The organism is Desmospora activa DSM 45169, assembly GCF_003046315.1.
In the GTDB taxonomy this organism is placed as follows: domain Bacteria; phylum Bacillota; class Bacilli; order Thermoactinomycetales; family DSM-45169; genus Desmospora; species Desmospora activa.
In genome coordinates, this window is record NZ_PZZP01000002.1 from 393,297 (window position 1) to 418,142 (window position 24,846).

Here is a 24,846-nt window from a genome sequence, read left to right on the forward strand (position 1 = left end):
GATCCTCACTTCACGTAAACGGGCCTTCCTGATACAGAGCAGGGCTGGACAGCTCCGTGGCGGGATTGGTTTTGCCGATTCGGATCAACAGGAACTCACCGCCTGTCCGGTACTTCGCTTCGGCTTGTTTGTGCTGCTAAGACGAATAATCACGAACGGGTTTGCGCTTCTTCCCAATCCTTTTTAAACCGTTCGATTCCGGCGTCGGTCAACGGATGAGACAACATTTGTTCATAGACGCTTACAGGCAAGGTTGCGATATGGGCACCTGCCGCAGCAGCCTGAGTGACATGTTGCGGATGACGAACACTGGCGGCAATGATCTGTGTGTCGAGTTGATGCAGTTCAAACAGATGAGCGATTTCTTCGATCAGCTGGATCCCGTCGTGACCGATATCGTCTAATCGCCCCAAGAACGGACTGACGTATGTGGCACCGGCACGAGCCGCCATCAAGGCTTGATTCGCTGAAAAGACCAATGTGACATTGGTTTGAATCCCCGCCTGGGAGAAGCGATGGACCGCTTTTAGTCCTTCAGCGGTCATCGGAACTTTAATGGTGATATTGTCAGCGATGGCAGTGAGGGGACCCGCTTCTTCCCACATGCCTTCCGCATCGTCAGAAAGCACTTCCGCACTGACGGAGCCCTTTACAAAAGAGGTAATCTCCTGCAATACCTCATTGAAGTCACGTCCGGATTTTGCCACTAAGCTGGGGTTGGTGGTAACACCCGCCAACAGCCCCCACTCATGCACTTTCCGGATTTGTTCCACATCGGCGGTATCGATAAAAAATTTCATACCCCTTCACCTCGATTCTCAGGCTTTGCCGCTGCTACCAAACAGGCGCATTTTCCCTTTGACGGTTTCCTTGATCGCTTCCCGTCCCGGGCCTAAGTATTTTCGCGGATCGATCATCTCTGGATTGGCTCCCAACAGCTCCCGGATCTTGCCGGTACAAGCGACTTGGTTTTCGGTGTTGACGTTGATCTTACCCACACCCAACCGGACCGATTCCTGGATAGCGGCATCCGGCACCCCGGAACCACCGTGTAATACGATCGGGGCATCGATCTTTTTGGCGACGGCATCGATAATATCAAAATGGATCTTCGGCTCCCCTTTATACATGCCGTGAGCGGTTCCAACTGCAATCGCCATCGCATCCACCTGCGTCTCCTCCCAGAAGCGGATTGCCTCTTCCGGGTTAGCCAAGGCAGCGTCGGCTTCATCCACCTCTAGATCATCTTCCACTCCACCGATCGTACCCAGCTCACCCTCCACAGACACGCCGACAGCATGAGCCGCTTTTACAATCTCTTTCGTCAGGCGAATGTTTTCTTCATAGGGATGATGGGAGCCATCAAACATCACCGACGAAAATCCGGCTTGAATACATTTCATCACGACATCAAAGCTGCTGCCGTGATCCAAATGTAAAGCGACAGGCACCCCGGACTCCTTAGCTGCAATCTCAGCCATCGCCACCACATAGTCAATCCCCATATATCGCATGGCGCCTTCACTGACACCATAGATAAACGGAGATTGTTCTTCTTTTGCCGCAGCGGCGATTCCCTGGGTAAATTCCAGGTTGTTCATATTAAATTGTCCGACAGCAAAACCCTCGCGTTTCGCTCGGGGTAAGAAATCAGTCATTGGTACTAACGGCATAAATGAAACCTCCTAGGAATAAAATCAGTCTCTGCAATCTTTTCTTTTCTCTGTCTAGTATATGGTTCGACCTTTCTACCGGCAAGAGCTCTCTCGTATGGAGTTTCATAATTTCCATCGCTAAAGTGAAGGATTCCCAAGAGTTTTGTCATTCACGCACTTTTTTCGATCATTCACATCCATTTTATGGGTAATCAAAAACCCCTGCCGGGGCTTTGGTGTATCAACTCTTATTGAATCCCCAATATCAGCCTGGTTTCCTCCGGAGTAGCTAGCGGACGTTGCAATTCCTGCGCCAGACGACTAACCCGCGCTACCAGCTGTTCATTCGTCGCCAGTTCTCCCTTGCGATAGTAGCGATTATCCTCCAGGCCCACCCGCACATGCCCGCCCAAAGTGATCGCCCAAGCCGACAGCGGCAATTGATGCCGACCTACTCCTGCCACTGTCCATGTGGCACCCGACGGCAATTGATCCACCAGTAACAACAGATGCCTGGGATCAGCTGGAATACCGCCGGGTACTCCCATCACAAAATCGAAATGCAGGTGTCCTTCTACCAACCCTTCTTCCACCAAGCGCAGAGCGGTGGGAATCATGCCAGCATCAAAAATCTCAAACTCTGGGCGAACCCCTTTCTCTTTCATACGCAGGGCAAATTGGCGAATCAGATCAGGTGGATTCCAAAAGACACCATCGCCAAAATTGACAGTTCCCGTTGTTAGTGTCGCCATTTCCGGGCACAATTCCAGCGGCTGCAAGCGCTCCTCGCCACTCATCCCAACCGCCCCACCGGTAGAAACCTGTACAATGATGTCACTTCGCTTTTGGATCTCTGCGATCGCTTCCTGATAAATCATGCGGTCTTGCGTCGGCTTACCCTTCGCATCCCGCACATGGATGTGGGCGATCGATGCCCCTGCCTGGCGGGCTTTGGCCGCCGCTTCCCCAATCTCCTGCGGTGTAAGTGGAAGGTGGGGGGTATCGCCTCGATTTAACTCTGCTCCCACTAGGGCCGCGGTAATGATAAGCTTTTGCAAGTTAGGCCCCCCTCTGTGCCAAAGTTTAGTCCTGCGACCGTTGTCGCTCTTTGGGGACAACACAGGTTCCACTGGCCCGCGCCACCATCACCGGCTCCGCCAACACCTGGGCCGCAGAGGGCACCGCCGGATCGATACGGGTTTCAATTACCTTATGGGCGACAAATTCCATCGATCGCGATGTATTCCCCACCCGGACGATACGCCCGCTCGCCTCAATATAGTCCCCGGCATAGACGGGAGCGGTAAATTCGACCGAATCGTAAGCGACAAATAATCCCTCATCACCATCATGGCGGATTAGCAACTCCGTTGCCACATCGCCGAACAAAGCCAATATCCGCGCACCGTCCACCAACCCGCCCCCGTAGTGAACATCAGCCTCACTCATCCGAATCCGGATCGTTCCCTCGTCCATCCGCTTCCCCGTCCTTCCTCAGTGTGCGCGTTGCAACAGCTGTCGCAGTACTTCAGACCGTAGTTCCTCAATGTCAAAGGGCTTGGTAAAGTGAGCCAGCGCACCCAACTTGGTTGCTTCCTCCACCATATCCAGCTCGCCGTAAGCCGTCATCATGATAACTTTTATATTTAGCGGCTCTTTTTTTAGATGGCGAAGCAATTCGAGACCATCCATTCCCGGCATTTTCATATCCAGCAGGATAAGATCCGGCGGCTCCGTTTGGATAATCTCCAGCGCCACTTTCCCGTTGGCCGCTTGCAATACTTCCAGCCCTTCTCGGCTGAACACTTCCTTAAGCAGCACACGAATGCCGTATTGGTCGTCCACGATCAAAAGTTTCTTATCGGACAAGGACATTTTACGCTTCCTCCTTCCAAGATCACTAGTCTGTTCCCGATGGTCATCCCTCCTTTTCAACCCACTCGAATCATTACGATACCATTCTGTTCGCAATTAAATAATTCGCGAACAAGGATCGGTATTTCCTGCACTTCAAGTAAAAAACGAAGCTCGCCCTCTTTTTCGATATGTAAAAAGCCGCACCTGATCGGTGCGGCGATGCTGCCGACTTTTATCTCACCAAAAGCTTGTTGATGGTGGGAGGAGGGATTTTTGAGTCTGCGTGGCTCTTGCTGTTTGCAAAGAAGTAATAACTGTCCGCTCCAGCCACCGCGGGCGGGAGCGGGCAAAACTCGCTGTCGCTCAAACAGGTTACCCTTTTTCTCCACCCTCGCTGGCTTCCGCTAAGTAGCACAGCAAAGGCACTTCGCTTTCAAAAATCCCTTCCTTCATTTCGATAACCAACAGAGCTAAACTCACCATCAACCTTTTACGGTGTTGAGACGGGCGGTGAGTGAAGCGGCTACAAAGTCACGGAACAACGGTTGCGGACGATTCGGGCGGGAAGTAAATTCAGGGTGAAATTGGCAACCCACAAACCAGGGATGATCTTTTAGCTCTACAATTTCCACCAGACGACCGTCAGGGGAGGTGCCGGAGAAAAGATAACCGGCTTGTATCATTTGTTCCCGGTATTCATTGTTAAATTCATAACGATGGCGGTGGCGTTCGTAGACCAAACCATTGCCGTATGCTGCTTGTGCTTTGGAGCCCGCTGTCAACTTACAGGGATATAACCCTAAGCGCATGGTGCCGCCCAGATCTTCGATCTCTTTTTGTTCCGGTAACAAGTCGATCAAGGGATGAGGTGTTTCCGGATCGATTTCGGAGCTATGGGCGTTTTCCAATCCCAACAGATGACGCGCCCCTTCGATACAAGCTACTTGCATCCCGAGACAGATGCCGAACATCGGAATCCGTTGCTCTCGGGCGTAGCGAACGGCGACGATTTTACCTTCGATGCCACGGTCGCCAAATCCGCCCGGCACCAGAATGCCGTCCACCCCTTCCAGCAGTGAGGCGGCATTCGCATCCGTCACTTCTTCGGCGTTTACCCAAACGATCTCCACTTCGGTATCATTTTCAAACCCGGCATGGTTTAAAGACTCTACCACACTCATATAGGCATCCTTTAAAGCGACATATTTGCCGACAATGGCGATACGCGTGGTATGGGACAAGTTTTTCACCTTATCGACCAAAGCCACCCATTCGCTCATATTCGCCTCATCCGTCTGTAAGCCCAGGTGTTTGACAACGATATCGTCCAACCCTTCCGCTTGCAACATCAACGGGACTTCGTAGAGGGTTTCCGCATCGCGGCACTCAATCACCGCTTCATAGTCGATATCGCAGAACAGAGCCAGCTTCCGTTTCATATCTTCCGACAGGGGACGGCCGGTCCGGCAAACGATCAGATTGGGTTGAATCCCAATTCCGCGCAATTCTTTGACGCTGTGTTGGGTCGGTTTGGTCTTTAGCTCACCAGTAGCGGACAGTTCAGGAATTAAGGTGCAGTGGATATACATCACATTTTCCCGACCCACTTCGCTCTTGATTTGCCGGATCGCTTCCAAAAACGGTAAGCTCTCAATATCACCGACGGTACCACCGATCTCCGTGATCACCACATCGGGATGGGTTTCACGGGCGGCACGAAATACCCGGTCCTTGATTTCGTTTGTAATGTGCGGAATCACCTGTACCGTTCCGCCCAGATAATCCCCGCGCCGCTCTTTGTTAATCACGGTAGAATACACCTTGCCCGTTGTCACATTGCTGTTTTTGGAGAGGTTGATGTCGATAAAGCGCTCATAGTGACCCAAGTCTAGATCCGTCTCCGCTCCATCATCGGTGACGAATACTTCCCCGTGTTGGTAGGGACTCATCGTGCCTGGGTCCACATTGATGTACGGATCAAATTTTTGAATGGTGACCGTCAGCCCCCGGTTTTTCAGCAGCCGACCCAGCGATGCCGCCGTAATCCCCTTCCCCAGGGACGACACCACACCGCCGGTTACAAAGATGAATTTGGTCATGGTTGGACCTCCTCCGCATAGACTTCCCCGTTAACGGGACAATTAGAAAAAGCGCCCCTAAAGTGGAGGGGCGCCTGACTGGAAATTACCACCAACAATCCCGCGATCCACTCTAATGAGGGAGCGCGGGATCGATTTTTCCGATATAGTTACTATCAGCCCAGTGGATAGTTTAATCCCTGTGACCAGGATTGTCAAGGCTGTTCATCATCGTCTTCATCGTCATCGTTCTCATCGTCGTCTTCCGGGTCAAAATCGCCGTCTTCATCATAATTGGCCTCAAAATCAGCCTCATCATCGTCATCATCATTGTCAAAATCAGCCTTTTCCCCGTCGAACAGCTCTTCTTCTTCCAATTCGTCGCTATAATCATCCTTCACATTTTGAGCGACAGCGGAGTCCGTCGCTTGTTCCGTCGGGTACCAGCTGCGCAAACCCCACAAGCTTTTTCCCACACAAATAAAGCGGCCGTCGATGTTCATCTCGGTGTAGAGCTGGGCAATGTATTGGTTGATCTCCTCTTCCGAGAATCCTTTCATTTGCGCCACTTCTTGCATCAAGGCCCGATATAAGATCGGTTCCTCTTTTTCCTTTAAAATATAAAACGCCAGATCCACCATCGCCGTTTCGCGGATATCTTCCGGCGACAATTGTTCAGCTAATTGTTCGGACATGGTGGGCACACCCATCCTTTCGTTCCAATCTCCCAAGCATGCCACATACTCCTTTTCGTTCTGTGACATCGCATGTATGTCTATTTTAACCAAAAAAGTGGTGAAGTCAACAAGGGAGACCTGGAAGTATCACCATCGATTAATCAGAACCTGAGCGGACGATTATGGACAAAATCGGACAAGCGGGATACGCTAAGAGAAACCAAACCCATTCCCAGGATGGAAACGGAGGATTTCCCGATGATACACGATCTAATCCAAACCAACCCTGTTATCGCCATTATTCGAAAGGTTTCCTTTGAAAAATTGCCCCCTCTGGGTCAAGCGCTGGCCAACGGCGGCATCAAACTGGCGGAAATAACGATGGATTCAGAGAAGGCGTTAGAAGGGATTCAGGTACTAAAAGAACAACAGCTGCGGGTAGGGGTAGGAACCGTCCTCGATGCGGAAACGGCCCGCCTCGCGATCCTTCACGGCGCCGAGTTTCTGATCACACCCTGTGTCCGTCTGGATGTGATCGCCACCGGTAGGAGATACAATGTGCCGGTGATGACGGGAGCATTGACACCGACAGAGATCCTACAAGCCTATGAAGCGGGCTCTGATTATGTCAAAGTGTTTCCTGCCGCCAACCTTGGCCCCTCCTACATCAAAGACGTCAAAGGACCGCTATCCCAAATCCCCCTCATTCCCACCGGCGGCGTCAATGTCGAAAATATCGGCCGCTTTCTCCAAAACGGAGCCACTGCGGTAGGAGTTGGCGGTTCCCTGATCGACAAAAAACGGATCGAGGCTGACGATTTTGCCACCATTGAAAAATGGAGCCGCGATTTGGTAGCAGCCGCGAAGGGATAATCTGGACCATACAAGCAATTCGTCCTTCGGGGTGTAATCCCGAGGCGGATTGTTTTTGACAAGGAAGAAGCCACCGTAACGAGTTTCCGTTTCGGTGGCATTTACCCTATCACTTTAATTACGATAAGAAATTACAAAGTGTAAAACCGTTAAAGACGGGGAGGGGTTGATATAAGTATGGGGACGGTCTCCACGAAAACGGACCGATTCAAACTCCTCCAAATCATAGCGCTCACCGTCAATTTCCAACGCAAGTACTCCAGACATCACCGTCACAAACTCAACCACACCCGCTTGGTGCGCCTCGGAGTGATATTCCTCCCCCGGTTGTAGATACCCTCGATAAAGCTCAATCAATCCATGAGAACCAAAAAGTGGTTCAACCACAAACACATCATTTACACTGTTTAATTTTAACCCTTCTTTTTTCCGGGCGATGGCGACATCAGACTCAACGGATAAAAGAGCGGTAATCGGAAGGGATAGGCCGTTTGCGATCTTCCAGATTACCGACAAAGTTGGGTTGGCTTCTCCATGCTCAATCTTGATAAGAGTTAACTTGCTAACACCAATTTGCTTGGCCAATGCTTCGATACTCAACCCCTGATTAACCCGAAATTTCCGCAGATTGGCGCCAATGCGTTTTCCCACATTTTTTTCTTCCAAAGGGTTTTCCATCTTCTCCCTCCTACTTGAAAGAATAAACGGCTGCTGATAAACTCAGCGAACAATTGCGATGGTCATTCGTCAGAGATAAAGGGGATGCTCTGCATGAAGGGTTTTTCTTTTTTCCAGATTGATGGCCGATTTTGCCGGGGCCTCGATTTCCGTCTTCTCTTTATTAAGGCTTGCCAGCAGCCTCTATTTCTCCCTCAATACTCCATACGATCATTGTTTTTTTATTTATAGTATATTATAATTAACCAAAATTAATTTATAGTATACCACAAGCGGATTACCTAGCAATTTTTGAAAGACTTTTGATACACCTTTGTTGAACATCAGTGAAGGAGTTGCGATATAGGTGGAGGATAAAAAGAAAACGATAAAAGCGGGTTTGATAGAAACATTACCAATCGCAATCGCAGTCGCAGCTTATGGTATATCTTACGGTGTCCTGGCAACGCAAGCACAATTTAGTTTGGCGGAAACCATCGCAATGTCGTTGTTCGTTTTTTCCGGATCGGTGCAGATGGTAACTGTCGCCATGTTGATGGGGGGAGCGACTCTTACCAGTATTCTTGTTACCTCCGCCTTATTAAATTTGCGCAATCTGTTATACGGCGCCGCTCTCGCCGAAGGTCTTCATTCATCCAGAAAACAAAGATGGTTATTATCTTTTGGTGTCACCGATGAATCGTTTGTGTTAGGGAGTCAACGGTTTAAAAAATACGGACCAGACCCGCTCTATTTTGCAGCTGTTGCTGGAACTCTCTATTTCGCTTGGGCCTTCTCTACGCTGATAGGGGCGTTAATCGGAAACCAAGTCGACCCACTCAAATGGGGATTAGACTTGGCGTTTCCGGTTACCTTTGTCGCTCTTCTCATCCCCAGCTTAAAAGATAAGCCCGTTATTGCAACGGCGCTCTCGGCTGTCGTTATCGCAATCGGACTGGAATCGTTGGCGCCGGGCAATGAATTTACGATTATCCTTACAGGAGTCTTATCACCGCTGGTGGGTCTGTATCTCAAGAGGAGGGGCAACGATGTTTCATAATTGGATCCTTATCGGACTATTAACCGTTATCACTTATCTATCCCGAATCATCGGTGTCGAGATCATGGCAGGGCGAAAAATGAGTCCAACTTTACGTTTATATTTTCAATATGTTCCCATTGCAATTATTACGGCACTGATTATCAAACAAATCTTCATCCCCACCGACGGACAACTGACGCTTTCCTTGCCGGTTCTCATCGGCTGCCTTTCCACAGCGATCATCATTCGGATCACCAACTGGTTTCTACCTTCCGTGGCCATTGGTGTAATGGCGGGGTTATTTACGCGGTATTTTTTTATTTAGCTTGATTGGAAAAATAGCAGATTTTGTACTCGATCAGATTTCTCCACACCATCGCAGATTGATCACACGGCCCCGCGACTTAACGGCTAACACGTGGGTCCTTCCTTGTTTTCGCTGGAAAACCAGATCCGCATCAAGGTGTAACCAATTCTGAAGCCAGGGTATCCGACTGTGCTTTCCCTTCTTGGATAAACGCTTTTGCATTAAAACTTCCCGTTTCAATGACTTTGATCTATCCCTCCAACTGCAAAAATGTCATAAATAAAAATCATGTATCCGATGAGTAAGATTCATTTTACTAATCTTAAATGGTTTTGTAAGCTAGTTAACAACGGAAAAAAGGGTGTGAGCGACGTGAAAAAGATACCGGTTTATCATGTAGATGCTTTTACCGATGTGCCTTTTGGAGGAAATCCGGCAGGGGTGGTACCGGAAGCGGACGGGTTGACGGAGGAGGAAATGAAAAACATCGCCAGAGAGCTTAACCTGTCTGAAACAGCCTTTCTCTTTTCTACCAACCGAACCGGGATCGACTTTCGTGTTCGTTATTTTACACCAACGGACGAAATTGACTTTTGTGGTCACGCGACAGTTGGCCTTGCATGGGTGTTGGCAACGTACGGATGGCAGGAAAAAGCTGAGGGAATCGTTTTAGAAACCAATATCGGCACTGTTCCAGTGGAATTTTCAAAAGAAGCCCAATCACTAACCGCTGTCACCATGACTCAGGTTCCACCCAAAATCAGGGATGTGGAAACCGAACCGGAGGAAATCGCTCGGTTGACTGGAATTTCAGCCGAAGCTTTGGATCGGCGTTATCCGATAAAATTGGCCTATACGGGCAATTGGCATTTGCTTGTTCCGGTTAAGTCGCAACGGGAAATCGATACCGCCCGACCGCAGCTAGAGGAACTGGCAAAACTGAATCGGGCCCAACAAGCAAGCACAACCCATCTGTTTACGTTTGATACAGAAGAACGGGGGTATGATTTGTACACCCGTGACTTTGCCCCGGCGGTCGGTATCGCGGAAGACCCCGTTACCGGTGCGGCAAACGGAGCACTTGCCGGATACCTTCTGTTGCAAGGGATTCTCCCGCTCCATCAGGAGCATCGACTCAACATTGCCCAGGGTCATGCCATTGGCCGACCCGGCACCCTTGTCATAACAGTTGCTGCAGGATCGAAAGAAACAGAACCTGTCATTCAAGTGGGAGGATCAGCCGTGATCACCATCGCAGGGACCTTGCAGCTTCCCTGAAGGTGAACGGAGTAATCGCTAGAGGGAAAATATAGAATCAAGAATCTTTTCCACTTGAAAAGGTTGGCAGGCCTAATGCGGGGTATCCCCCAGGGGTTGTGCGCCAACACAACCCCCGGTCCTGTGGGATGTTCCCGGCAGAGGTCGGGGCTTCGCCCCAAATGCAGAGTAATCCGTCTACCGGTTGATGCCTGGGGGACGGATTACTTTTTTTCTCGATCACGAGCCGTACAACATTGATAACCCGATTGCCTAACCCGATAATCAACGCTGTGACTATGCTTATGATCCCTAGTACGACCATCGGTTCCATGGCCCCACCCCCTTATTGCCATGATCAAACCAGTTGGCATCTTCAGGGGCTTGGACTGTTGTCGTTTACATATTTCGTCGATATTGCCCACCCACTTCAAACAAAGCCTCCGTGATCTGGCCGAGGCTGGCGACGCGAACGGTGTTCATCAGTTCAGCGAAGATGTTGCCGTCGTTGCGGGCCACTTCTTTTAAGCGGGCGAGGGCGGCAGAAGCCTGCTCGCGGTGGCGCTTCTGAAAGGCGCGCAGGTTTTGAATCTGGGCATCCTTTTCTTCTGTGGAGGCACGGGTCAATTGATAATCCGGCTCTGCTTCGGTTTCCCCCTCCTTGAGGAAGGTATTCACCCCGATAATCGGAAGCTCCCCGGAGTGTTTTTTTGTTTCATAGTAGAGAGATTCCTCCTGGATTTTACCCCGTTGATACTGGGTTTCCATCGCTCCCAATACACCACCGCGATCGCTGATCCGTTCAAACTCTCTCAGTACCGTCTCCTCCACCAGATCCGTCAACTCCTCGATGATAAAAGACCCCTGAAGCGAGTTTTCGTTTTTGGCTAATCCCAATTCTTTCGTAATAATCAACTGAATCGCCATTGCCCGCCGGACCGACTCCTCGGTGGGGGTAGTGATCGCTTCATCGTAAGCGTTGGTGTGGAGGGAGTTACACTGATCATATAAGGCCATCAGCGCTTGTAGTGTCGTGCGGATATCGTTAAAGTTGACTTCCTGTGCGTGTAGACTGCGACCGGAGGTTTGGATGTGGTACTTTAACTTTTGGCTCCGTTCATCCGCTCCATACAACCGCTTCATTACCACCGCCCAAATCCGCCGGGCAACGCGACCGATCACGCTATATTCCGGATCAAGGCCATTGCTGAAAAAGAACGAGAGATTAGGAGCGAACCGGTTCACATCCATCCCACGGCTGCGGTAATACTCTACATAGGTGAAAGCATTGGCCAGGGTAAACGCCAGCTGGGAGATGGGGTTGGCTCCCGCTTCCGCGATATGGTAGCCGCTGATGGAGACGGAGTAGTAGTTACGCATGCGATGATCAATAAAATACTGCTGGATATCACCCATCATCTTCAATGCGAATTCCGTCGAAAAGATGCAGGTATTCTGCCCCTGGTCTTCCTTTAAGATATCCGCCTGCACCGTTCCCCGCACCATTGCCAATGCCTGGGCACGGATGTGTTCCTGTTCTTCTGCCGACGGCTCTCGCCCTTCCCTTTCCCGAAAGTAGTCCAGCTGTTGATCGATGGCGGTATTGAGGAACATCGCTAGAATGATAGGGGCAGGACCGTTAATCGTCATGGAGACGCTGGTATTGGGAGCACACAGATCAAAACCGGCATACAGCTTCTTCATATCATCCAAGGTGCAGATGCTAACACCGGATTCCCCTACTTTACCGTAGATATCCGGCCGTTCGTCGGGATCACGGCCATAGAGGGTCACACTGTCAAAAGCGGTGGAAAGGCGTTTGGCCGGCTCTCCTTCGGACAGATAATGAAAACGGCGGTTGGTCCGCTCCGGTGTCCCTTCACCGGCAAACATGCGCTTCGGGTCTTCATCTCCTCGTTTCAGTGGAAAGACACCAGCAGTAAAGGGAAAACGGCCGGGCACGTTTTCCGTCATCTGCCAGCGTAATATCTCGCCCCAATCCTGCCAACGTGGAAGGGCGATCTTGGGAATGCGACTGCCGGATAAGGAAGTGGTAAAAAGCGGATTGCGGATCTCTTTGTCCCGTACGCGAATCACTAGCTCATCTTGCTGATACATTTCCTTCAATTGCGGCCATTCCGTCAGTAGCGCTTTCGCTTCCGGATCCAACTTCGTCTCCAGTCGTTGTTCCAATTGGGCCAACGTCTCTGCGGCTTGATTTTCCCCACCCGCTTCCGATTGCAATAAGCGGCGCGTTTCCTTTACTTGCTGCCACCGACGGGCATACTCCGATTGTTGATCAACATGGTGATGGTATTGGCGCAGGGTGTTGGCGATCTCCCGCAGATAGTGCGTCCGCTCTGGCGGAATGATATGCCGTACCTTCAGTGTTTCCCCGGAATCTTGCCAGCGGGATTCCCACTGGACGCCGCTTTTTTTTCGTAAGCCCTGAATCAAGGCTTGGTAAAATCGATCGGTGCCCGCATCGTTAAAACGGCTGGCCATGGTGCCGTACACCGAGATTTCCTGATCGGACACTTCAAACAGCTGATGATTGCGGCGGTATTGTTTGCGCACATCACGTAAGGCATCTTCTGATCCTTTGCGATCAAATTTATTAATGGCCACCAAATCGGCGTAATCCAACATCTCGATCTTTTCCAGTTGGGAGGGGGCACCAAACTCCGCCGTCATCACATAGACGGCAAAGTCGCTCACTTCCACCACATCGGCATCCCCCTGCCCAATACCGCTGGTCTCTACCAAAATCAGATCAAACCCGGCCCGCTTTAAAATTCCGATTGCTTCCCGGGTAGCGCCGGAAAGTTCAGATCGATTTTTACGCGTGGCCAAACTGCGCATATACACCCGTGGATGATGAACCGCATTCATGCGAATACGATCGCCCAGCAGCGCTCCTCCCGTTTTTTGTTTGGAAGGGTCAATCGAGAGAACCGCCACCCGTTTTTGCGGGAAATCCTCTAAAAAGCGGCGCACCAGCTCATCAGTCAGAGAGCTTTTTCCCGCCCCTCCCGTTCCCGTCAAACCGACCACCGGCACTTCATGGAGCGGTGGTGTTTCCACTGTCGCCGCTTGCGCCTTTTCCGACAGAACATTCTGCTCCGCCAATGTAATCAAACGAGCAATCGCCTGTCTCTCTCCCCGTCCCACTGCTTCCCATTCATCCGTCAATTGTGTCACAGTCGGAAAATCACACGCTTGCACCATATGATTGATCATACCCTGTAGCCCCATCGTGCGCCCATCTTCAGGGGAAAAGACTTTGGCGACCCCGTATTGTTCCAGCCATTCAATTTCCCGGGAAACGATGACACCGCCCCCACCGGCAAACACGTTGATATGGGAGGCTCCTTCCGCTTTGAGGCGATCAATCATATATTGAAAAAATTCCACGTGTCCGCCCTGGTAGGAAGAGACGGCGATTCCCTGAACATCTTCCTGAATGGCCGCTTCTACAATCAGATCGACAGAGCGATCATGACCAAGATGAATCACTTCTACACCGCTGGCTTGCAACAATCTCCGAAACAGGTTAATCGACGCATCATGCCCATCAAACAGACCAGCTGCCGTCACGAAGCGAACCGGATACTGAGGCCGATAACTCTCCACCACCCATCCCTCCTCTAGTTGGTACATTCACGCAACAACCACGCCATTTGCTGGCGGGTATATTCCTCCAATGTGTAATGTTCCGCCAATGCCCAACGGCGAAAGGTCCACATCTCTCCCAGTACCATGATATTATGAGCCATCAAAGAGACGGAGGAAGGATCCAGACGCAATGTGTTGTCTTGGATTCCCCGCTGCAATATCTCCTCAAACAGTGCGGTGACCTCTTTTTCCCGTTGTAAAATCACACTGCGCGCCTTTTTTGGCAGTGATTTGGTCTCTTGATAAATCAGCAGCACCCAATCTGACAGTTCCCCCATCACCTTAAAATGCTGGGCCATCGCCCGGTTCAAACTTTCCCGTCCCGTCTCTGTCACGGATAAGGCTTCTTTTAGGCGGGTTTCCAACTCGGAATGGATATGGTCGCACACCAGATACAACACATCTTCCTTGGACTGGATATATTCATACATCGTGCCGATACTAAGGCCGCACTCACGCGCAATTTCCCGGGTCGTAGTCTTATGAAACCCTTTGCGCATAAACAGCTTCTGAGCCCCACGAATAATCTGCGCCCGTCGCTCTTCCACCAGTTTCCGGTTTTTCACCATTGAAGGAATACGATTGGAGTCCCGTGTCATTCCCTATCCCCCCCTTTCCCGGCAGCCAGATGAGCCATCCATTTTCGTGCCACTTGTTGCGGCGTCCATTCCCGCTGTTGTAGTCGGTCCAGATCAGTTTTTATCGCGGAATCCTCCAACCTTCCCTGCAAACGGCGGCGTAGCTCCTCTTCCACCATCGCTTCCACTTCGCGGCGAAGGTGAGCGCGCTGACGTCGTTCCCCCTCCCCGCTCTCCATCAAATAGCGACGATGGCGCTTTAGTTGCCGCCACATTTCATCCGTCCCCATCTCATCTTTTACGGAGGTTTTTACAATCGGCGGACGCCACGGACGATGACTTCCGCTCAGATCCAACAACTCCTCGATATCCTTCACCAGCCGCTCCGTCCCCGGCTGCTCTGCTTTATTGACGATAAACAGGTCCGCTGCTTCCATGATCCCCGCCTTAAACACCTGCACCGCATCGCCGCTGCCAGGGGGCAGCACCAAGGCCACCGTGTCCACCAAATGCATGATATCGATCTCCGACTGCCCCACACCCACGGTTTCCACAAAGATCACATCGATCCCGGCGGCATCCAGCACAACTGCCGCTTCCCGTGTAGCAACGGCCAAACCACCCAGGTGGCCGCGGCTACCCATGCTGCGAATAAACACCCCGTCATCCAAGGCATGACGGGTCATACGCACCCGATCCCCCAACAAGGCACCGCCGGTGAAAGGGCTGCTGGGATCAACCGCAACCACGCCGACAGTTTTGCCCTCCCGCCGGATCGCATCGATCAGCCGGTCAACCAAGGAACTCTTTCCTGCTCCCGGCGCCCCTGTCACCCCGATGAGAGCAGCCGAACCGGTATAGGGATAAAGGGATTGTAGTAACGCTTCCCGGCGTGGGTCCCGATTTTCAATGAAGCTGATGCCGCGAGCGATGGCCCGTTTTTGTCCTTGGCGGATGCGCTCAGCCCAAGCTGATATCTCCATGGGATCCACCCCGCTTACGAATATTGATGCAACCTCGTTTGTTTCCCTACCTCTACTACTTGGCGCAGAAAGGCTTCGCTTTCAAAAGTCCTCTCCATCATTCGACTAGCGACAAGCCTAAACTTTGTTGAACGTGAGAGAGGGATTTTGAGTCTGCCTGTCTCTGATGTCGCTTCTTGTACCCCACCGGTACCAAAACTACTCACTTTTTCACCGCGACGGGGATTCCCGACTCCTTTAAGAGGTAATTGGCGATTACAATGCGCTGTATCTCATTGGTTCCTTCATAAATCTGGGTGATCTTGGCGTCGCGCATCATCCGCTCTACCGGATATTCGCGGGTATAGCCGTATCCCCCGAATATCTGTACCGCCTCTGTCGTCACCTGCATCGCGATATCACCGGCATACAGCTTTGCCATTGCAGACGCCTTGCCGTATGGCAACCCTTCACTCTCCAGCCAAGCCGCCTGATACGTCAACAGACGGGCCGCTTCAATCTGGGTAGCCATATCCGCCAATTTAAACTGAATCGCCTGCAATTGTGCAATTGGCTTACCAAACTGCTTCCGCTCCTTGGCATAATCCAAAGCGGCATCCAATGCCCCCTGGGCAATGCCGACAGCCTGAGCGGCAATGCCGTTTCTGCCCCCGTCCAGTGTCATCATCGCAATCTTAAACCCTTGCCCTTCGTCTCCCAACCGGTTTTCCACCGGAATGCGGCAATCGTCAAAAATGATCTCCGTCGTCGGTGAGGAGCGGATGCCTAGCTTTTTCTCCTTTTTCCCGATGGAAAAGCCAGGGGTATCCTTCTCCACGATAAAGGCAGTAATACCGTGATGCTTCTCCTCGGGAGCGGTAACGGCAAAGACGAGATAGATCTCGGCGTCCCCTCCATTGGTGATAAAAATTTTGTTGCCGTTGAGAATATAGTGATTTCCGTCCCGCACCGCCGTCGTCTTCATCCCGGCAGCATCAGAACCGGAGCCGGGCTCCGTCAAACCATAGGCGCCCAATTTGACGCCTTCGGCCAGCGGATTTAAAAAGCGCTCTTTTTGTTCCGGCGTGCCAAATTTATGCAAGGGCCAACTAGCCAGGGAAATGTGGGCCGACAGGGTAACGCCGGTGGAGGCACATACTCGCGACAACTCCTCCACCGCGATCACATAACTGAGATAATCGAAGCCGACACCCCCTTCCTCCTCCGGCCACGGGATTCCGGTCAACCCCAATTGCCCCATCTGATCAAAGATGGAACGGTCAAACCGCTCCTCTTCATCCCGTTGTGCCGCGGTGGGAGCAACCTCATTCCGCGCAAACTCCCGCACCATTTTCCGCATCATCCGATGCTCTTCACTCAACTGAAATTGCATGGCGTTCACTTCCTTCTCTAAGGCATGTCAGACCAACTGGCTGGGATGGTGGAGTAACTAATCCCTTGGTCTGCGTCCCTCCACCCCGTTCTTGCCTGTACTCGAATGTCGGTCTCGCTTTGCACTTCACAGCACAAGTCTCGCCTTACTCGCTTCGCTCCTAGGTCTCGCTTTGCACACAGGGGCGTACAGAAGGAAACCCATCCCTCCCTACGATCCCTGCAACAATTCCTTCGCGATCACAATGCGCTGTATTTCGTTAGTTCCCTCATATATCTGGGTGATCTTAGCATCGCGAAAGAAGCGCTCCACCGGATAGTCGCGGGTGTACCCATAACCGCCAAACACCTGGATCGCTTCTGTCGTTACACGTACAGCGGTATCGGAGGCAAATAGTTTAGCCATGGCTGCTTCCCGTTTGCAGTCGCACCCCTGCTGATACAATTCTGCCGCTCGATAGATTAGCAGGTGGGCCGCTTCGACGGCGGTGGCCATATCGGCCAATTTAAACTGAATCGCTTGCTGTGCGGCCAACGGTTGGCCAAATTGGTACCGCTCCCCTGCATAGGATTGAGCTGCCTCCAGTGCAGCGATCGCAATACCCACCGCTTGCGCGGCAATGCCGATGCGGCCCCCGGCCAGGTTGGATAAGGCGATCGCAATCCCTTCCCCTTCCTCTCCCAGTCGGTTTTCCATCGGCACTTCCACTTGTTCAAAGATGACTTCACAAGTGTTAGAGCCATGGAGACCCATCTTCTTCTCTTTTTTGCCAATGGAAAATCCGGGGGTCCCTTTCTCAACAATAAAGGCGGTAATTCCTTTGCTGCCCTTGTCTGGATCGGTTACAGCAAACGTGACATAAATATCCGCTTCACCGGCATTAGTGATAAACATTTTACTTCCATTCAGGATATAACAGTCCCCATGTTTACTGGCGCGGGTACGGATGTTACTTGTATCGGAACCCGCATGGGCCTCTGTCAAAGCGAAAGCGCCCAAATATTCCCCCGTCGCCAGCTTGGAGACATATTTTTGCTTTTGTTCTGGGGTGCCGTGGTGCAAAATCGGAAGGGTCGCCACAGAGGTGTGAACCGCCAAAATTACACCCACAGTGGCGCTCACCTGGGATAATTCCTCCAAGGCCAAAATGTAGGAAGTATAATCAAAACCAGCCCCGCCCCATTTCTCCGGCACGGGAATCCCCATCAACCCCAACTCCCCCATCTTGGCCACCAATTCCCGGGGAAAGCGGTCCGTTTCATCCATCTCCTGTACCAGCGGAAGAATCTCCTTTCGGGCAAACTCCCGCACCGTTTTACGCATCATGTCCTGTTCTTGGTTGAACCGCAAATTCATGTTGTAATCCCTCCCTCGCAGCTGTTTGCGCTTCAGTGTGTAGAAATTGGGGTACTGAGCGGGCAAGCAGATAGACTCCATCTTTAGCAACCAGCTTACTCGTAGGTATAAAAACCCCGACCCGTTTTCCGTCCCAGCCAGCCTGCTTTTACATATTTGCGCAACAAGGGGCAGGGGCGGTATTTGGAATCCCCAAATCCTTCATGCAACGTCTCCATGATAAAGAGACAAGTATCCAACCCAATAAAGTCCGCCAAGGTAAGGGGGCCCATCGGGTGATTCATGCCCAGCTTCATCACTTCATCAATCGCTTCCTTGTCGGCGACCCCCTCATATAAAGCGTAGATCGCCTCATTGATCATGGGCATCAGAATGCGGTTGGAGATAAAACCGGGAAAATCATTCACCTCTACCGGGGTTTTGCCCAAATCCCGCGCCAGTGCCTCCACCGCCTGAAACACCGCTTCCGAGGTAGCTAGCCCCCGAATCACTTCTACCAGTTTCATCACCGGAACCGGATTCATAAAATGCATCCCAATCACATGCTCTGGCCGTTTGGTGACAGCAGCGATCTCGGTGATCGGCAGCGAAGAGGTGTTACTGGCCAAAATCGCATGAGCAGGGCAGATCGCATCCAGTCGACGGAAAAGATCCGTTTTAACCGCTAGATTCTCCACAACCGCCTCCACCACGATATCCGCCTGTCCCGCCGCCTTTTCCAGATCTACCTCCCCTTGTAGTCGCTCCAAAACCGCTGCCCACTCTCGCTCTTCCATGCGGCCTTTTTCCACCTGGCGGGCTAGGTTATTGGCGATCACAGCGATTCCCTGTTCAACCTGCTTTTCCGACAAATCGTGCAACCGCACGCTTAATCCCGCCTGAGCCGCCACTTGCGCAATGCCCGCTCCCATCTGACCGGCACCGATCACCGTCATCTGTTGAATGCTCATCATACGCTCCCTCCTTCAAAATGCTCAATCCACCCGCACCAACACCGCATCTCCTTGAGCCGCTCCGCTACAGATGGCGGCGACGCCTAAGCCACCACCGCGACGGCGCAACTCCTGAATCAAGGTCAGCAAGATGCGGGATCCGCTTGCACCAATGGGGTGGCCAAAAGCGATCGCTCCGCCGTTGACGTTTACTTTTTCCTCATCCCACCCGAGGATGTTTCCGTTAGCCAGGGCAACGGCGGCAAACGCTTCATTCACTTCAAATAAGTCGATTTGGGATAATTCCAACCCATGACGCTGCAATAATTTTTTCACTGCATACGCCGGAGTAATGGGAAAATAGCGTGCCTCCATCGCCACCGCCGTATGTCCAACGATGCGGGCTATCGGCTCTACACCCAATTCCTGTGCCTTGTTCACAGAAGCGAGTACCAACGCACTGGCGCCATCATTGACACCCGGTGCATTCCCTGCGGTAATGGTGCCATCCTGGACGAAAACCGGCTTTAACCCCTGCAACTTCTCATAAGCGGTATCCTTGCGCGGCGCCTCATCAACTTCTACTACTGTTTCTTTTTTGCGCATTTTTACCGTCACTGGTACAACCTCTTCCGCTATCCTGCCCGCTTCGATCGCTGTAATAGCTCGCTCATGGCTACGCAACGCCCACCGATCCTGCGCTTCCCGGGAGACACCGTATTCCGCAGCCACATTGCTGCCGTGCACCACCATATGCACCCCATCAAAGGCACACCACAACCCGTCGTGAATCATCAAATCCACCATTTTCCCGTCACCCATCCGCTGTCCCCAGCGGCCGCCGGGCAAAATGTAGGGAGCATTGGACATGCTCTCCATCCCTCCGGCTACAATCACTTCACCATCATGTGCACGAATGATCTGGTCCGCCAAAGTGGCGCTGCGCAAGCCGGAGGCACATACCTTGTTGATCGTCTCCGCTCCTACTTCCCAGGAAAGACCCGCTCGCCGTGCCGCCTGCCGTGCCGGTACCTGACCCGCTCCTCCTTGCAGCACCATCCCCATCACGACATGCTCCACTTGATCGGCAGGCACACCTGCTTTCTCCAAGGCTCCACGAATGGCGATTCCGCCTAACTCTACTGCCGGCACATCCTTTAACGTCCCTCCAAATTTGGCAAAAGGGGTGCGAGCCCCTCCCAAAACCACCGTCTCCGTCATTACATGCACCTCCGCATAATTGGGATTCCAACTGAGCGCTCGTTCGGTTTTATCCCAAATGAAAACGCCTTCAACATTTAGATTACTTCGTTTTTTGTCAGTTGACAATCGTTTTTGCAAAAAGGAGTGCGACGATCGTCTGAGGCAAATCCCCGACCAATGACCGGGGAAAATAGATACCCTCCCCACTACAATAAAGGTGAGGTTAAGTGATGCAGCTTCTTAAACAGGTTCAATCTAAAAACGTCAGCTTAGGTCTGGTTATCAAAATGATGGAAGGGATATTTGCGGCGGAACAGACGAATATCCTCTTCCGACCGCTCTACCAATGTATGATCAACTTTGGCTGATGGAAGATTAGCTTTAAAGCTACAAACTTACTAAGAAGGGGTGAGTTTCATGCAGCTAGTTGAACAACACCTAGTCGTGTCCGACCTTAAGAGATCAACTGATTTTTATGAAAAAAAACTGGGATTTACATTGGGTTATGATACGGGGAACAACATTCTATTTTACTGGTTGGACCCTGAGCACCAGTCGATGTTGGGGTTGTGGCAACAAGGAAGTGCAGGTAATGGTCCTGATTCTAGTGGGCCGGATACCAGCCAGATCATACGCCAACACCTGGCGTTTCAACTTCCTCTGCCACAATTTCATGAGACTGTACAGCGGTTAAAAGAAGATGGTTTGCAAATAACCGATTTCTTCGGCAACGAGACAGAGGAAGGTTCGGTCCACCCCTGGATGCCCATCGTTTCCGTCTATTTTCCCGATCCCGACGGCCATGTGTTAGAGCTGTTATCCTTCCTTCCAGAGCAACCACGCCCCGATTGGCCAGCCATGAGTTATTCCGAGTGGCAACAGCGGATAGCGGACAAGGGATGATTGCGTCCGCATGCACGAGGCTGCTGTGAAGAAGATGGCTCCCTTATCAATGACAGCTACAGTTGCTTCATAACATCGGTCTCCTCCAGGTCATCGACACAAAAGAGCGGCTCTCTCCCTATATCAAGGGGAGAGAGCCGCTTATATACGTCAGTTAAATTCTTTACAAGCGGGAAACACCCTAGTTTTAGCGATGGGGCTGAAAGCGAGCATCAAATAAAATGCGAAAACCAAACTGTCATTCCAGCCTAAGACATAGCAACGAGACTCTGCTTGAACCGCGGTTCCGATGGAATTCACTTAGTCAAGCGATGCCACCGGAAATGAACCAATAAACTCCTGCGTACGTAGAGGAGTGGTCAAACCAGCTCAAACTGCTTGGAATACAGCTGTGCATACGCCCCACCCCGTGCAAGTAACGCATCATGGGTACCTTGTTCCACAATACCGTCTTTCGTCAGTACGATGATTCGCCCCGCATTGCGGATCGTAGACAAGCGGTGAGCAATCACAAGGGTGGTCCGTCCTTTCGCCAAGGATTCCAGTGATTCCTTGATGATGCTTTCACTCTCGTTGTCAAGTGCACTGGTCGCCTCATCCAAAATAAGAACCGGCGGATTTTTTAAAAATACGCGCGCGATACTGAGTCGCTGCTTTTGACCCCCAGACAGTTTTACCCCTCGTTGGCCGATCTCGGAGTGATAGCCCTGTGGCAAGCTCATAATAAAGTCATGGGCATTGGCATGGATCGCCGCCGCGACAATTTCTTCGTCGCTTGCCGTCGGATTTCCGTAGCGAATATTTTCCATCACCGTTCCGGCGAATAGATACACATCTTGCTGTACCGTACCGATGTGATTCCGCAAGGATGCAAGGTCGATATCACGAACGTCGATCCCGTCAAAGCGCACTTCCCCATCCGTTACATCATAGAAGCGGGGAATGAGCGAGCATAACGTCGTTTTTCCCGCACCCGACGGACCGACGAGCGCAACATACTCGCCCGACTGTACATGAAGCGAGATGTTGGTCAACACAGGGGGCAAATGATCTTCGTAACGGAAGGAAACGCCCTTCAACTCGATTTCACCGCGTACTTCAGATAGAGTCACGGCATTGGGTTTGTTTTTAATGGACGGTTTTCGATTCATCATTTCCATAAAGCGCTGAAAGCCGGTGATCCCTTCTTGCAGCTGTGTACTCATATGCGTCAATCGTTGAATCGGCTCAATCATAAAGTTGATATACAGCATAAACGTGATCAAGTCCGCTAAATCCAACGTGTTGTTGACGATATGGGCACTGCCGAAGATGATTACTGTAACCGTAATCAGTTGGATAAACGTTTCCACACCATTGTAGAAATACGCTTCTGCCTGATACGTCTTTTTGCGGCTATCGAGAAAGCGCTGATTGGCGCGTTGAAATTTTTCGATTTCGATACGCTCATTGGCAAATGATTTGACGACGCGGATCCCTGCTAGGCTGTCTTCTACCTGGGCGTTGACATCCCCGATGCGCTCTTTGTTTCTTCTGAATGCCCAGTTCAAACGCTTATTGAAATACAGCGCAAAGGCACCTAAGAACGGCAAAAAGCAGAATACGGCAATCGTCAACGGTGCGTTAATATAGAAGAGTATCACAAACGCTCCGATAAAGCGGACCAGATATTTGATATAATCTTCCGGACCATGATGGTACAACTCTGACAGCAGCAACAAATCGTTGGTAATGCGTGACATGAGCTGACCGGTTTTTGCTTGATCATAAAAGCTGAAAGACAGCGTCTGTATGTGGGTAAACAACTCGTGCCGCAGATCACTTTCCATACGGGCCCCAATTTCATGCCCTTTGTAGTCAACAAAATAGTTGCCGATATTTTGGATGGCGACTAAAACAAGCATCAGCCCACCGACCCAATACACTTCACTTAGCGCAGTGGACAAGTCCCCTTCCAAAACATCCTTGGTTATATACCGAACGAGTAACGGAAACACCAGTGTCACCGCAGACGTGATCATCGCACACGCCAATACGGAAAGAAACAAACCCAAATACGGCTTATAATAAGAAAGAAATTTTTTTATTGGAAAGCTCATGATAGACCCCTTTATTGTGTTGTTCAAAAAAACACATATAAGGGGTACACCGTTACCATTTCATGCCCTATCCAGCCTGGACGGTATTTAGGGAGGGATGGATTTCCTTCTGTGCAACTCCGACCATGCAAAGCGAGACCTGGGAAGCGAAGCGACCAAGGCGAGACTTGTGCTTTGGAGTGCAAAGCGAGACCTGGGAAGCGAGCGACCAAGGCGAGACTTGTGCTTTGGAGTGCATGGAGCGAAGGTGAAAATTTACTCCCCACCGACAAACACTAACAGGGCATCAGGAAGGCATTCCACCCTTATATGTTTGGACGGTCTGGTTTGTCATGTTTTCCATGGAAATTGCCTCCTCATTCGTTTAATACTTTCATTATAAACGGTTTTATCTAGATGTGAACAAAATGTTTGTGTAAGTGATTTCATTTTGGTTGACAGCCTGTATTGCGCAAAGATTGCTCCCTCTTGTTTTAACATATTGACACACTTTCATCTTCGAAATAGCATAAAATTATTCCTACAGGAAGGGGGACATGAATGGCTGTATATAGTCAACAAAACCTTACTCGGTTTTTCCACAAGGTAAGAAAGCCGACAAATGCTAGCGTCTTGATTATCGCCCTTTATTTTGCAAGTAAGCTTGAACCACAACTATCCGCGATGTTAAATAACCTTGTCAGCGACTTTGCAGATTCCTTCTCCACCATACTGTATCTCCTTTTGCTTCTCTTTACCGGATATGGAATCTTGGGCTACATATTAACGCTTATCTGTACGGTTGCTTGGATTATCAGTGAAGTCTTTTCCAAATTTAACGTTCACAACTATATCCCCGGTTATTTGTGGTTTACCAAATCGATCGGACGAACATTCGTCGGCTTTTTTTGGATGTGGTATATACTCGCCCTCCTATACTTTTTCGGCTTTGAGGAGATCGTGCTGGAATGGATCACCACCATCGGCCTTCCTCTTACCCATCAACTTACCACCATATTTCAATTCAACGTCTTTTTTATTGGCATCCCCTCGATGTTGGTTCTTGGGACTTCAATCGTTCTAATCCCTTATAACTTGCTTCAAAGTAGCAAAAAAGAGAAACCGACAAGAGTTAAAATTGAAGGCACAACTCATGTCAATATCGATGGATCCAGCGAAGGTAAAGCAGCTAAATAAGAAGTTATATTTGCATTTCAACAAAAATTTATGTACAATGGCTACATCCAACGAGAGGAGGCTGTGAAGAGTGGTAATAAATGTTTTCGCATATGAACCAATCATGAACTTCATAGCGAAAACATACCGGAACTCTTCTTAAAATCGCCCTCTCTTGATATGGTAC

The 24,846-nt window shown here is 50.7% G+C and carries 24 protein-coding genes; 7 read left to right on the forward strand and 17 right to left on the reverse strand.

The features are described from left to right. Window positions 1–149: 149 nt before the first annotated feature. The 8 genes from fsa to rpoE all read right to left on the reverse strand — a co-directional run bounded on the left by fsa (window position 150) and on the right by rpoE (window position 6,285). Complete coding sequence (gene fsa, locus C8J48_RS15170; protein WP_107728086.1) at window positions 150–800, reverse strand: fructose-6-phosphate aldolase; 651 nt, start codon at window positions 798–800, stop codon at window positions 150–152. A gap of 18 nt (window positions 801–818) precedes the next feature. Continuing rightward, window positions 819–1,673, reverse strand: a complete 855-nt coding sequence (gene fba, locus C8J48_RS15175) for a class II fructose-1,6-bisphosphate aldolase (RefSeq protein WP_107728087.1) — start codon at window positions 1,671–1,673, stop codon at window positions 819–821. A gap of 230 nt (window positions 1,674–1,903) precedes the next feature. Further along, entirely contained in the window at window positions 1,904–2,713 is an 810-nt protein-coding gene (gene kce, locus C8J48_RS15180; protein ID WP_107728088.1) for a 3-keto-5-aminohexanoate cleavage enzyme, read from the reverse strand. Window positions 2,714–2,738: 25 nt separating this feature from the next. Further along, complete coding sequence (gene kal, locus C8J48_RS15185; protein WP_107728089.1) at window positions 2,739–3,131, reverse strand: 3-aminobutyryl-CoA ammonia lyase; 393 nt, start codon at window positions 3,129–3,131, stop codon at window positions 2,739–2,741. 18 nt (window positions 3,132–3,149) lie between these two features. After that, window positions 3,150–3,524 (reverse strand): response regulator, encoded by a 375-nt coding sequence (locus C8J48_RS15190; RefSeq protein WP_281261227.1) that lies wholly within the window; start codon window positions 3,522–3,524, stop codon window positions 3,150–3,152. A gap of 62 nt (window positions 3,525–3,586) precedes the next feature. After that, window positions 3,587–3,901, reverse strand: a complete 315-nt coding sequence (locus C8J48_RS15195) for a hypothetical protein (protein ID WP_107728091.1) — start codon at window positions 3,899–3,901, stop codon at window positions 3,587–3,589. Window positions 3,902–3,994: 93 nt separating this feature from the next. Then, the gene (locus tag C8J48_RS15200; protein WP_107728092.1) at window positions 3,995–5,611 is read right to left on the reverse strand and encodes a CTP synthase; all 1,617 of its coding nucleotides are present in this window, start codon (window positions 5,609–5,611) and stop codon (window positions 3,995–3,997) included. A 194-nt stretch (window positions 5,612–5,805) separates the two neighbouring features. Next, on the reverse strand, window positions 5,806–6,285 hold the full coding sequence (gene rpoE / locus C8J48_RS15205) for a DNA-directed RNA polymerase subunit delta (protein WP_107728265.1): 480 nt from the start codon (window positions 6,283–6,285) through the stop codon (window positions 5,806–5,808). 240 nt (window positions 6,286–6,525) lie between these two features. Here rpoE and C8J48_RS15210 point away from each other — a divergent pair, with 240 nt between their 5' ends. Continuing rightward, window positions 6,526–7,140, forward strand: a complete 615-nt coding sequence (locus C8J48_RS15210) for a bifunctional 4-hydroxy-2-oxoglutarate aldolase/2-dehydro-3-deoxy-phosphogluconate aldolase (protein ID WP_170105589.1) — start codon at window positions 6,526–6,528, stop codon at window positions 7,138–7,140. A gap of 114 nt (window positions 7,141–7,254) precedes the next feature. On the opposite strand, the gene C8J48_RS15215 is transcribed toward C8J48_RS15210, so the two are convergent. Then, on the reverse strand, window positions 7,255–7,818 hold the full coding sequence (locus C8J48_RS15215; RefSeq protein ID WP_107728094.1) for a helix-turn-helix domain-containing protein: 564 nt from the start codon (window positions 7,816–7,818) through the stop codon (window positions 7,255–7,257). Between the two features lie 346 nt (window positions 7,819–8,164). Here C8J48_RS15215 and C8J48_RS15220 point away from each other — a divergent pair, with 346 nt between their 5' ends. The 3 genes from C8J48_RS15220 to C8J48_RS15230 all read left to right on the forward strand — a co-directional run bounded on the left by C8J48_RS15220 (window position 8,165) and on the right by C8J48_RS15230 (window position 10,424). Beyond that, entirely contained in the window at window positions 8,165–8,857 is a 693-nt protein-coding gene (locus tag C8J48_RS15220; protein WP_107728095.1) for an AzlC family ABC transporter permease, read from the forward strand. Next, the gene (locus tag C8J48_RS15225) at window positions 8,847–9,164 is read left to right on the forward strand and encodes an AzlD domain-containing protein (protein WP_107728096.1); all 318 of its coding nucleotides are present in this window, start codon (window positions 8,847–8,849) and stop codon (window positions 9,162–9,164) included. Before C8J48_RS15220 ends, C8J48_RS15225 begins: the two co-directional genes overlap by 11 nt. A gap of 354 nt (window positions 9,165–9,518) precedes the next feature. Next, complete coding sequence (locus tag C8J48_RS15230) at window positions 9,519–10,424, forward strand: PhzF family phenazine biosynthesis protein (protein ID WP_107728097.1); 906 nt, start codon at window positions 9,519–9,521, stop codon at window positions 10,422–10,424. A 378-nt stretch (window positions 10,425–10,802) separates the two neighbouring features. Here the strand turns inward: C8J48_RS15230 and icmF are convergent, their stop codons facing one another. The 7 genes from icmF to C8J48_RS15270 form a co-directional block, all read right to left on the reverse strand. Further along, the gene (icmF, locus tag C8J48_RS15240; RefSeq protein ID WP_211316658.1) at window positions 10,803–14,063 is read right to left on the reverse strand and encodes a fused isobutyryl-CoA mutase/GTPase IcmF; all 3,261 of its coding nucleotides are present in this window, start codon (window positions 14,061–14,063) and stop codon (window positions 10,803–10,805) included. Then, on the reverse strand, window positions 14,051–14,677 hold the full coding sequence (locus C8J48_RS15245; protein ID WP_107728100.1) for a TetR/AcrR family transcriptional regulator: 627 nt from the start codon (window positions 14,675–14,677) through the stop codon (window positions 14,051–14,053). The genes icmF and C8J48_RS15245 overlap by 13 nt, the downstream gene beginning before the upstream one ends. Then, entirely contained in the window at window positions 14,674–15,639 is a 966-nt protein-coding gene (gene meaB / locus C8J48_RS15250; protein ID WP_107728101.1) for a methylmalonyl Co-A mutase-associated GTPase MeaB, read from the reverse strand. Before meaB ends, C8J48_RS15245 begins: the two co-directional genes overlap by 4 nt. Window positions 15,640–15,841: 202 nt before the next feature. Then, window positions 15,842–17,011 (reverse strand): acyl-CoA dehydrogenase, encoded by a 1,170-nt coding sequence (locus C8J48_RS15255; RefSeq protein WP_107728102.1) that lies wholly within the window; start codon window positions 17,009–17,011, stop codon window positions 15,842–15,844. Between the two features lie 210 nt (window positions 17,012–17,221). Continuing rightward, entirely contained in the window at window positions 17,222–18,367 is a 1,146-nt protein-coding gene (locus tag C8J48_RS15260; RefSeq protein WP_107728103.1) for an acyl-CoA dehydrogenase, read from the reverse strand. A gap of 95 nt (window positions 18,368–18,462) precedes the next feature. Next, a complete protein-coding gene (locus C8J48_RS15265; RefSeq protein WP_107728266.1) occupies window positions 18,463–19,317 on the reverse strand; it encodes a 3-hydroxybutyryl-CoA dehydrogenase in 855 nt (284 codons plus the stop codon). Between the two features lie 24 nt (window positions 19,318–19,341). Next, window positions 19,342–20,520, reverse strand: a complete 1,179-nt coding sequence (locus tag C8J48_RS15270; RefSeq protein ID WP_107728104.1) for an acetyl-CoA C-acetyltransferase — start codon at window positions 20,518–20,520, stop codon at window positions 19,342–19,344. Window positions 20,521–20,732: 212 nt separating this feature from the next. Between C8J48_RS15270 and C8J48_RS18835 the strand changes: the two genes are divergently transcribed. Both C8J48_RS18835 and C8J48_RS15275 read left to right on the forward strand, forming a co-directional pair. Beyond that, on the forward strand, window positions 20,733–20,870 hold the full coding sequence (locus tag C8J48_RS18835; protein ID WP_170105591.1) for a hypothetical protein: 138 nt from the start codon (window positions 20,733–20,735) through the stop codon (window positions 20,868–20,870). 49 nt (window positions 20,871–20,919) lie between these two features. Then, window positions 20,920–21,405: a VOC family protein gene (locus tag C8J48_RS15275; RefSeq protein ID WP_107728105.1), complete on the forward strand. Its 486-nt coding sequence runs from the start codon at window positions 20,920–20,922 to the stop codon at window positions 21,403–21,405. A gap of 359 nt (window positions 21,406–21,764) precedes the next feature. On the opposite strand, the gene C8J48_RS15280 is transcribed toward C8J48_RS15275, so the two are convergent. Next, window positions 21,765–23,504, reverse strand: coding sequence for an ABC transporter ATP-binding protein (locus C8J48_RS15280; RefSeq protein WP_107728106.1), 1,740 nt, complete (start codon window positions 23,502–23,504; stop codon window positions 21,765–21,767). A gap of 540 nt (window positions 23,505–24,044) precedes the next feature. Here C8J48_RS15280 and C8J48_RS15285 point away from each other — a divergent pair. Next, window positions 24,045–24,680: a hypothetical protein gene (locus C8J48_RS15285; protein WP_107728107.1), complete on the forward strand. Its 636-nt coding sequence runs from the start codon at window positions 24,045–24,047 to the stop codon at window positions 24,678–24,680. Window positions 24,681–24,846 lie beyond the last annotated feature (166 nt).

Excerpts from the sequence above, each read along its gene's own strand:
- fsa (WP_107728086.1), bottom strand. The coding sequence starts at position 800 with ATGAAATTTTTTATCGATACCGCCGATGTGGAACAAATCCGGAAAGTG.
- fba (WP_107728087.1), bottom strand. The coding sequence starts at position 1,673 with ATGCCGTTAGTACCAATGACTGATTTCTTACCCCGAGCGAAACGCGAG.
- kal (WP_107728089.1), bottom strand. The coding sequence starts at position 3,131 with ATGGACGAGGGAACGATCCGGATTCGGATGAGTGAGGCTGATGTTCAC.
- C8J48_RS15200 (WP_107728092.1), bottom strand. The coding sequence starts at position 5,611 with ATGACCAAATTCATCTTTGTAACCGGCGGTGTGGTGTCGTCCCTGGGG.
- rpoE (WP_107728265.1), bottom strand. The coding sequence starts at position 6,285 with ATGTCCGAACAATTAGCTGAACAATTGTCGCCGGAAGATATCCGCGAA.
- C8J48_RS15210 (WP_170105589.1), top strand. The coding sequence starts at position 6,526 with ATGATACACGATCTAATCCAAACCAACCCTGTTATCGCCATTATTCGA.
- C8J48_RS15215 (WP_107728094.1), bottom strand. The coding sequence starts at position 7,818 with ATGGAAAACCCTTTGGAAGAAAAAAATGTGGGAAAACGCATTGGCGCC.
- C8J48_RS15225 (WP_107728096.1), top strand. The coding sequence starts at position 8,847 with ATGTTTCATAATTGGATCCTTATCGGACTATTAACCGTTATCACTTAT.
- icmF (WP_211316658.1), bottom strand. The coding sequence starts at position 14,063 with ATGTACCAACTAGAGGAGGGATGGGTGGTGGAGAGTTATCGGCCTCAG.
- C8J48_RS15245 (WP_107728100.1), bottom strand. The coding sequence starts at position 14,677 with ATGACACGGGACTCCAATCGTATTCCTTCAATGGTGAAAAACCGGAAA.
- meaB (WP_107728101.1), bottom strand. The coding sequence starts at position 15,639 with ATGGAGATATCAGCTTGGGCTGAGCGCATCCGCCAAGGACAAAAACGG.
- C8J48_RS15255 (WP_107728102.1), bottom strand. The coding sequence starts at position 17,011 with ATGCAATTTCAGTTGAGTGAAGAGCATCGGATGATGCGGAAAATGGTG.
- C8J48_RS15260 (WP_107728103.1), bottom strand. The coding sequence starts at position 18,367 with ATGAATTTGCGGTTCAACCAAGAACAGGACATGATGCGTAAAACGGTG.
- C8J48_RS15265 (WP_107728266.1), bottom strand. The coding sequence starts at position 19,317 with ATGAGCATTCAACAGATGACGGTGATCGGTGCCGGTCAGATGGGAGCG.
- C8J48_RS15270 (WP_107728104.1), bottom strand. The coding sequence starts at position 20,520 with ATGACGGAGACGGTGGTTTTGGGAGGGGCTCGCACCCCTTTTGCCAAA.
- C8J48_RS18835 (WP_170105591.1), top strand. The coding sequence starts at position 20,733 with ATGCAGCTTCTTAAACAGGTTCAATCTAAAAACGTCAGCTTAGGTCTG.
- C8J48_RS15275 (WP_107728105.1), top strand. The coding sequence starts at position 20,920 with ATGCAGCTAGTTGAACAACACCTAGTCGTGTCCGACCTTAAGAGATCA.
- C8J48_RS15280 (WP_107728106.1), bottom strand. The coding sequence starts at position 23,504 with ATGAGCTTTCCAATAAAAAAATTTCTTTCTTATTATAAGCCGTATTTG.
- C8J48_RS15285 (WP_107728107.1), top strand. The coding sequence starts at position 24,045 with ATGGCTGTATATAGTCAACAAAACCTTACTCGGTTTTTCCACAAGGTA.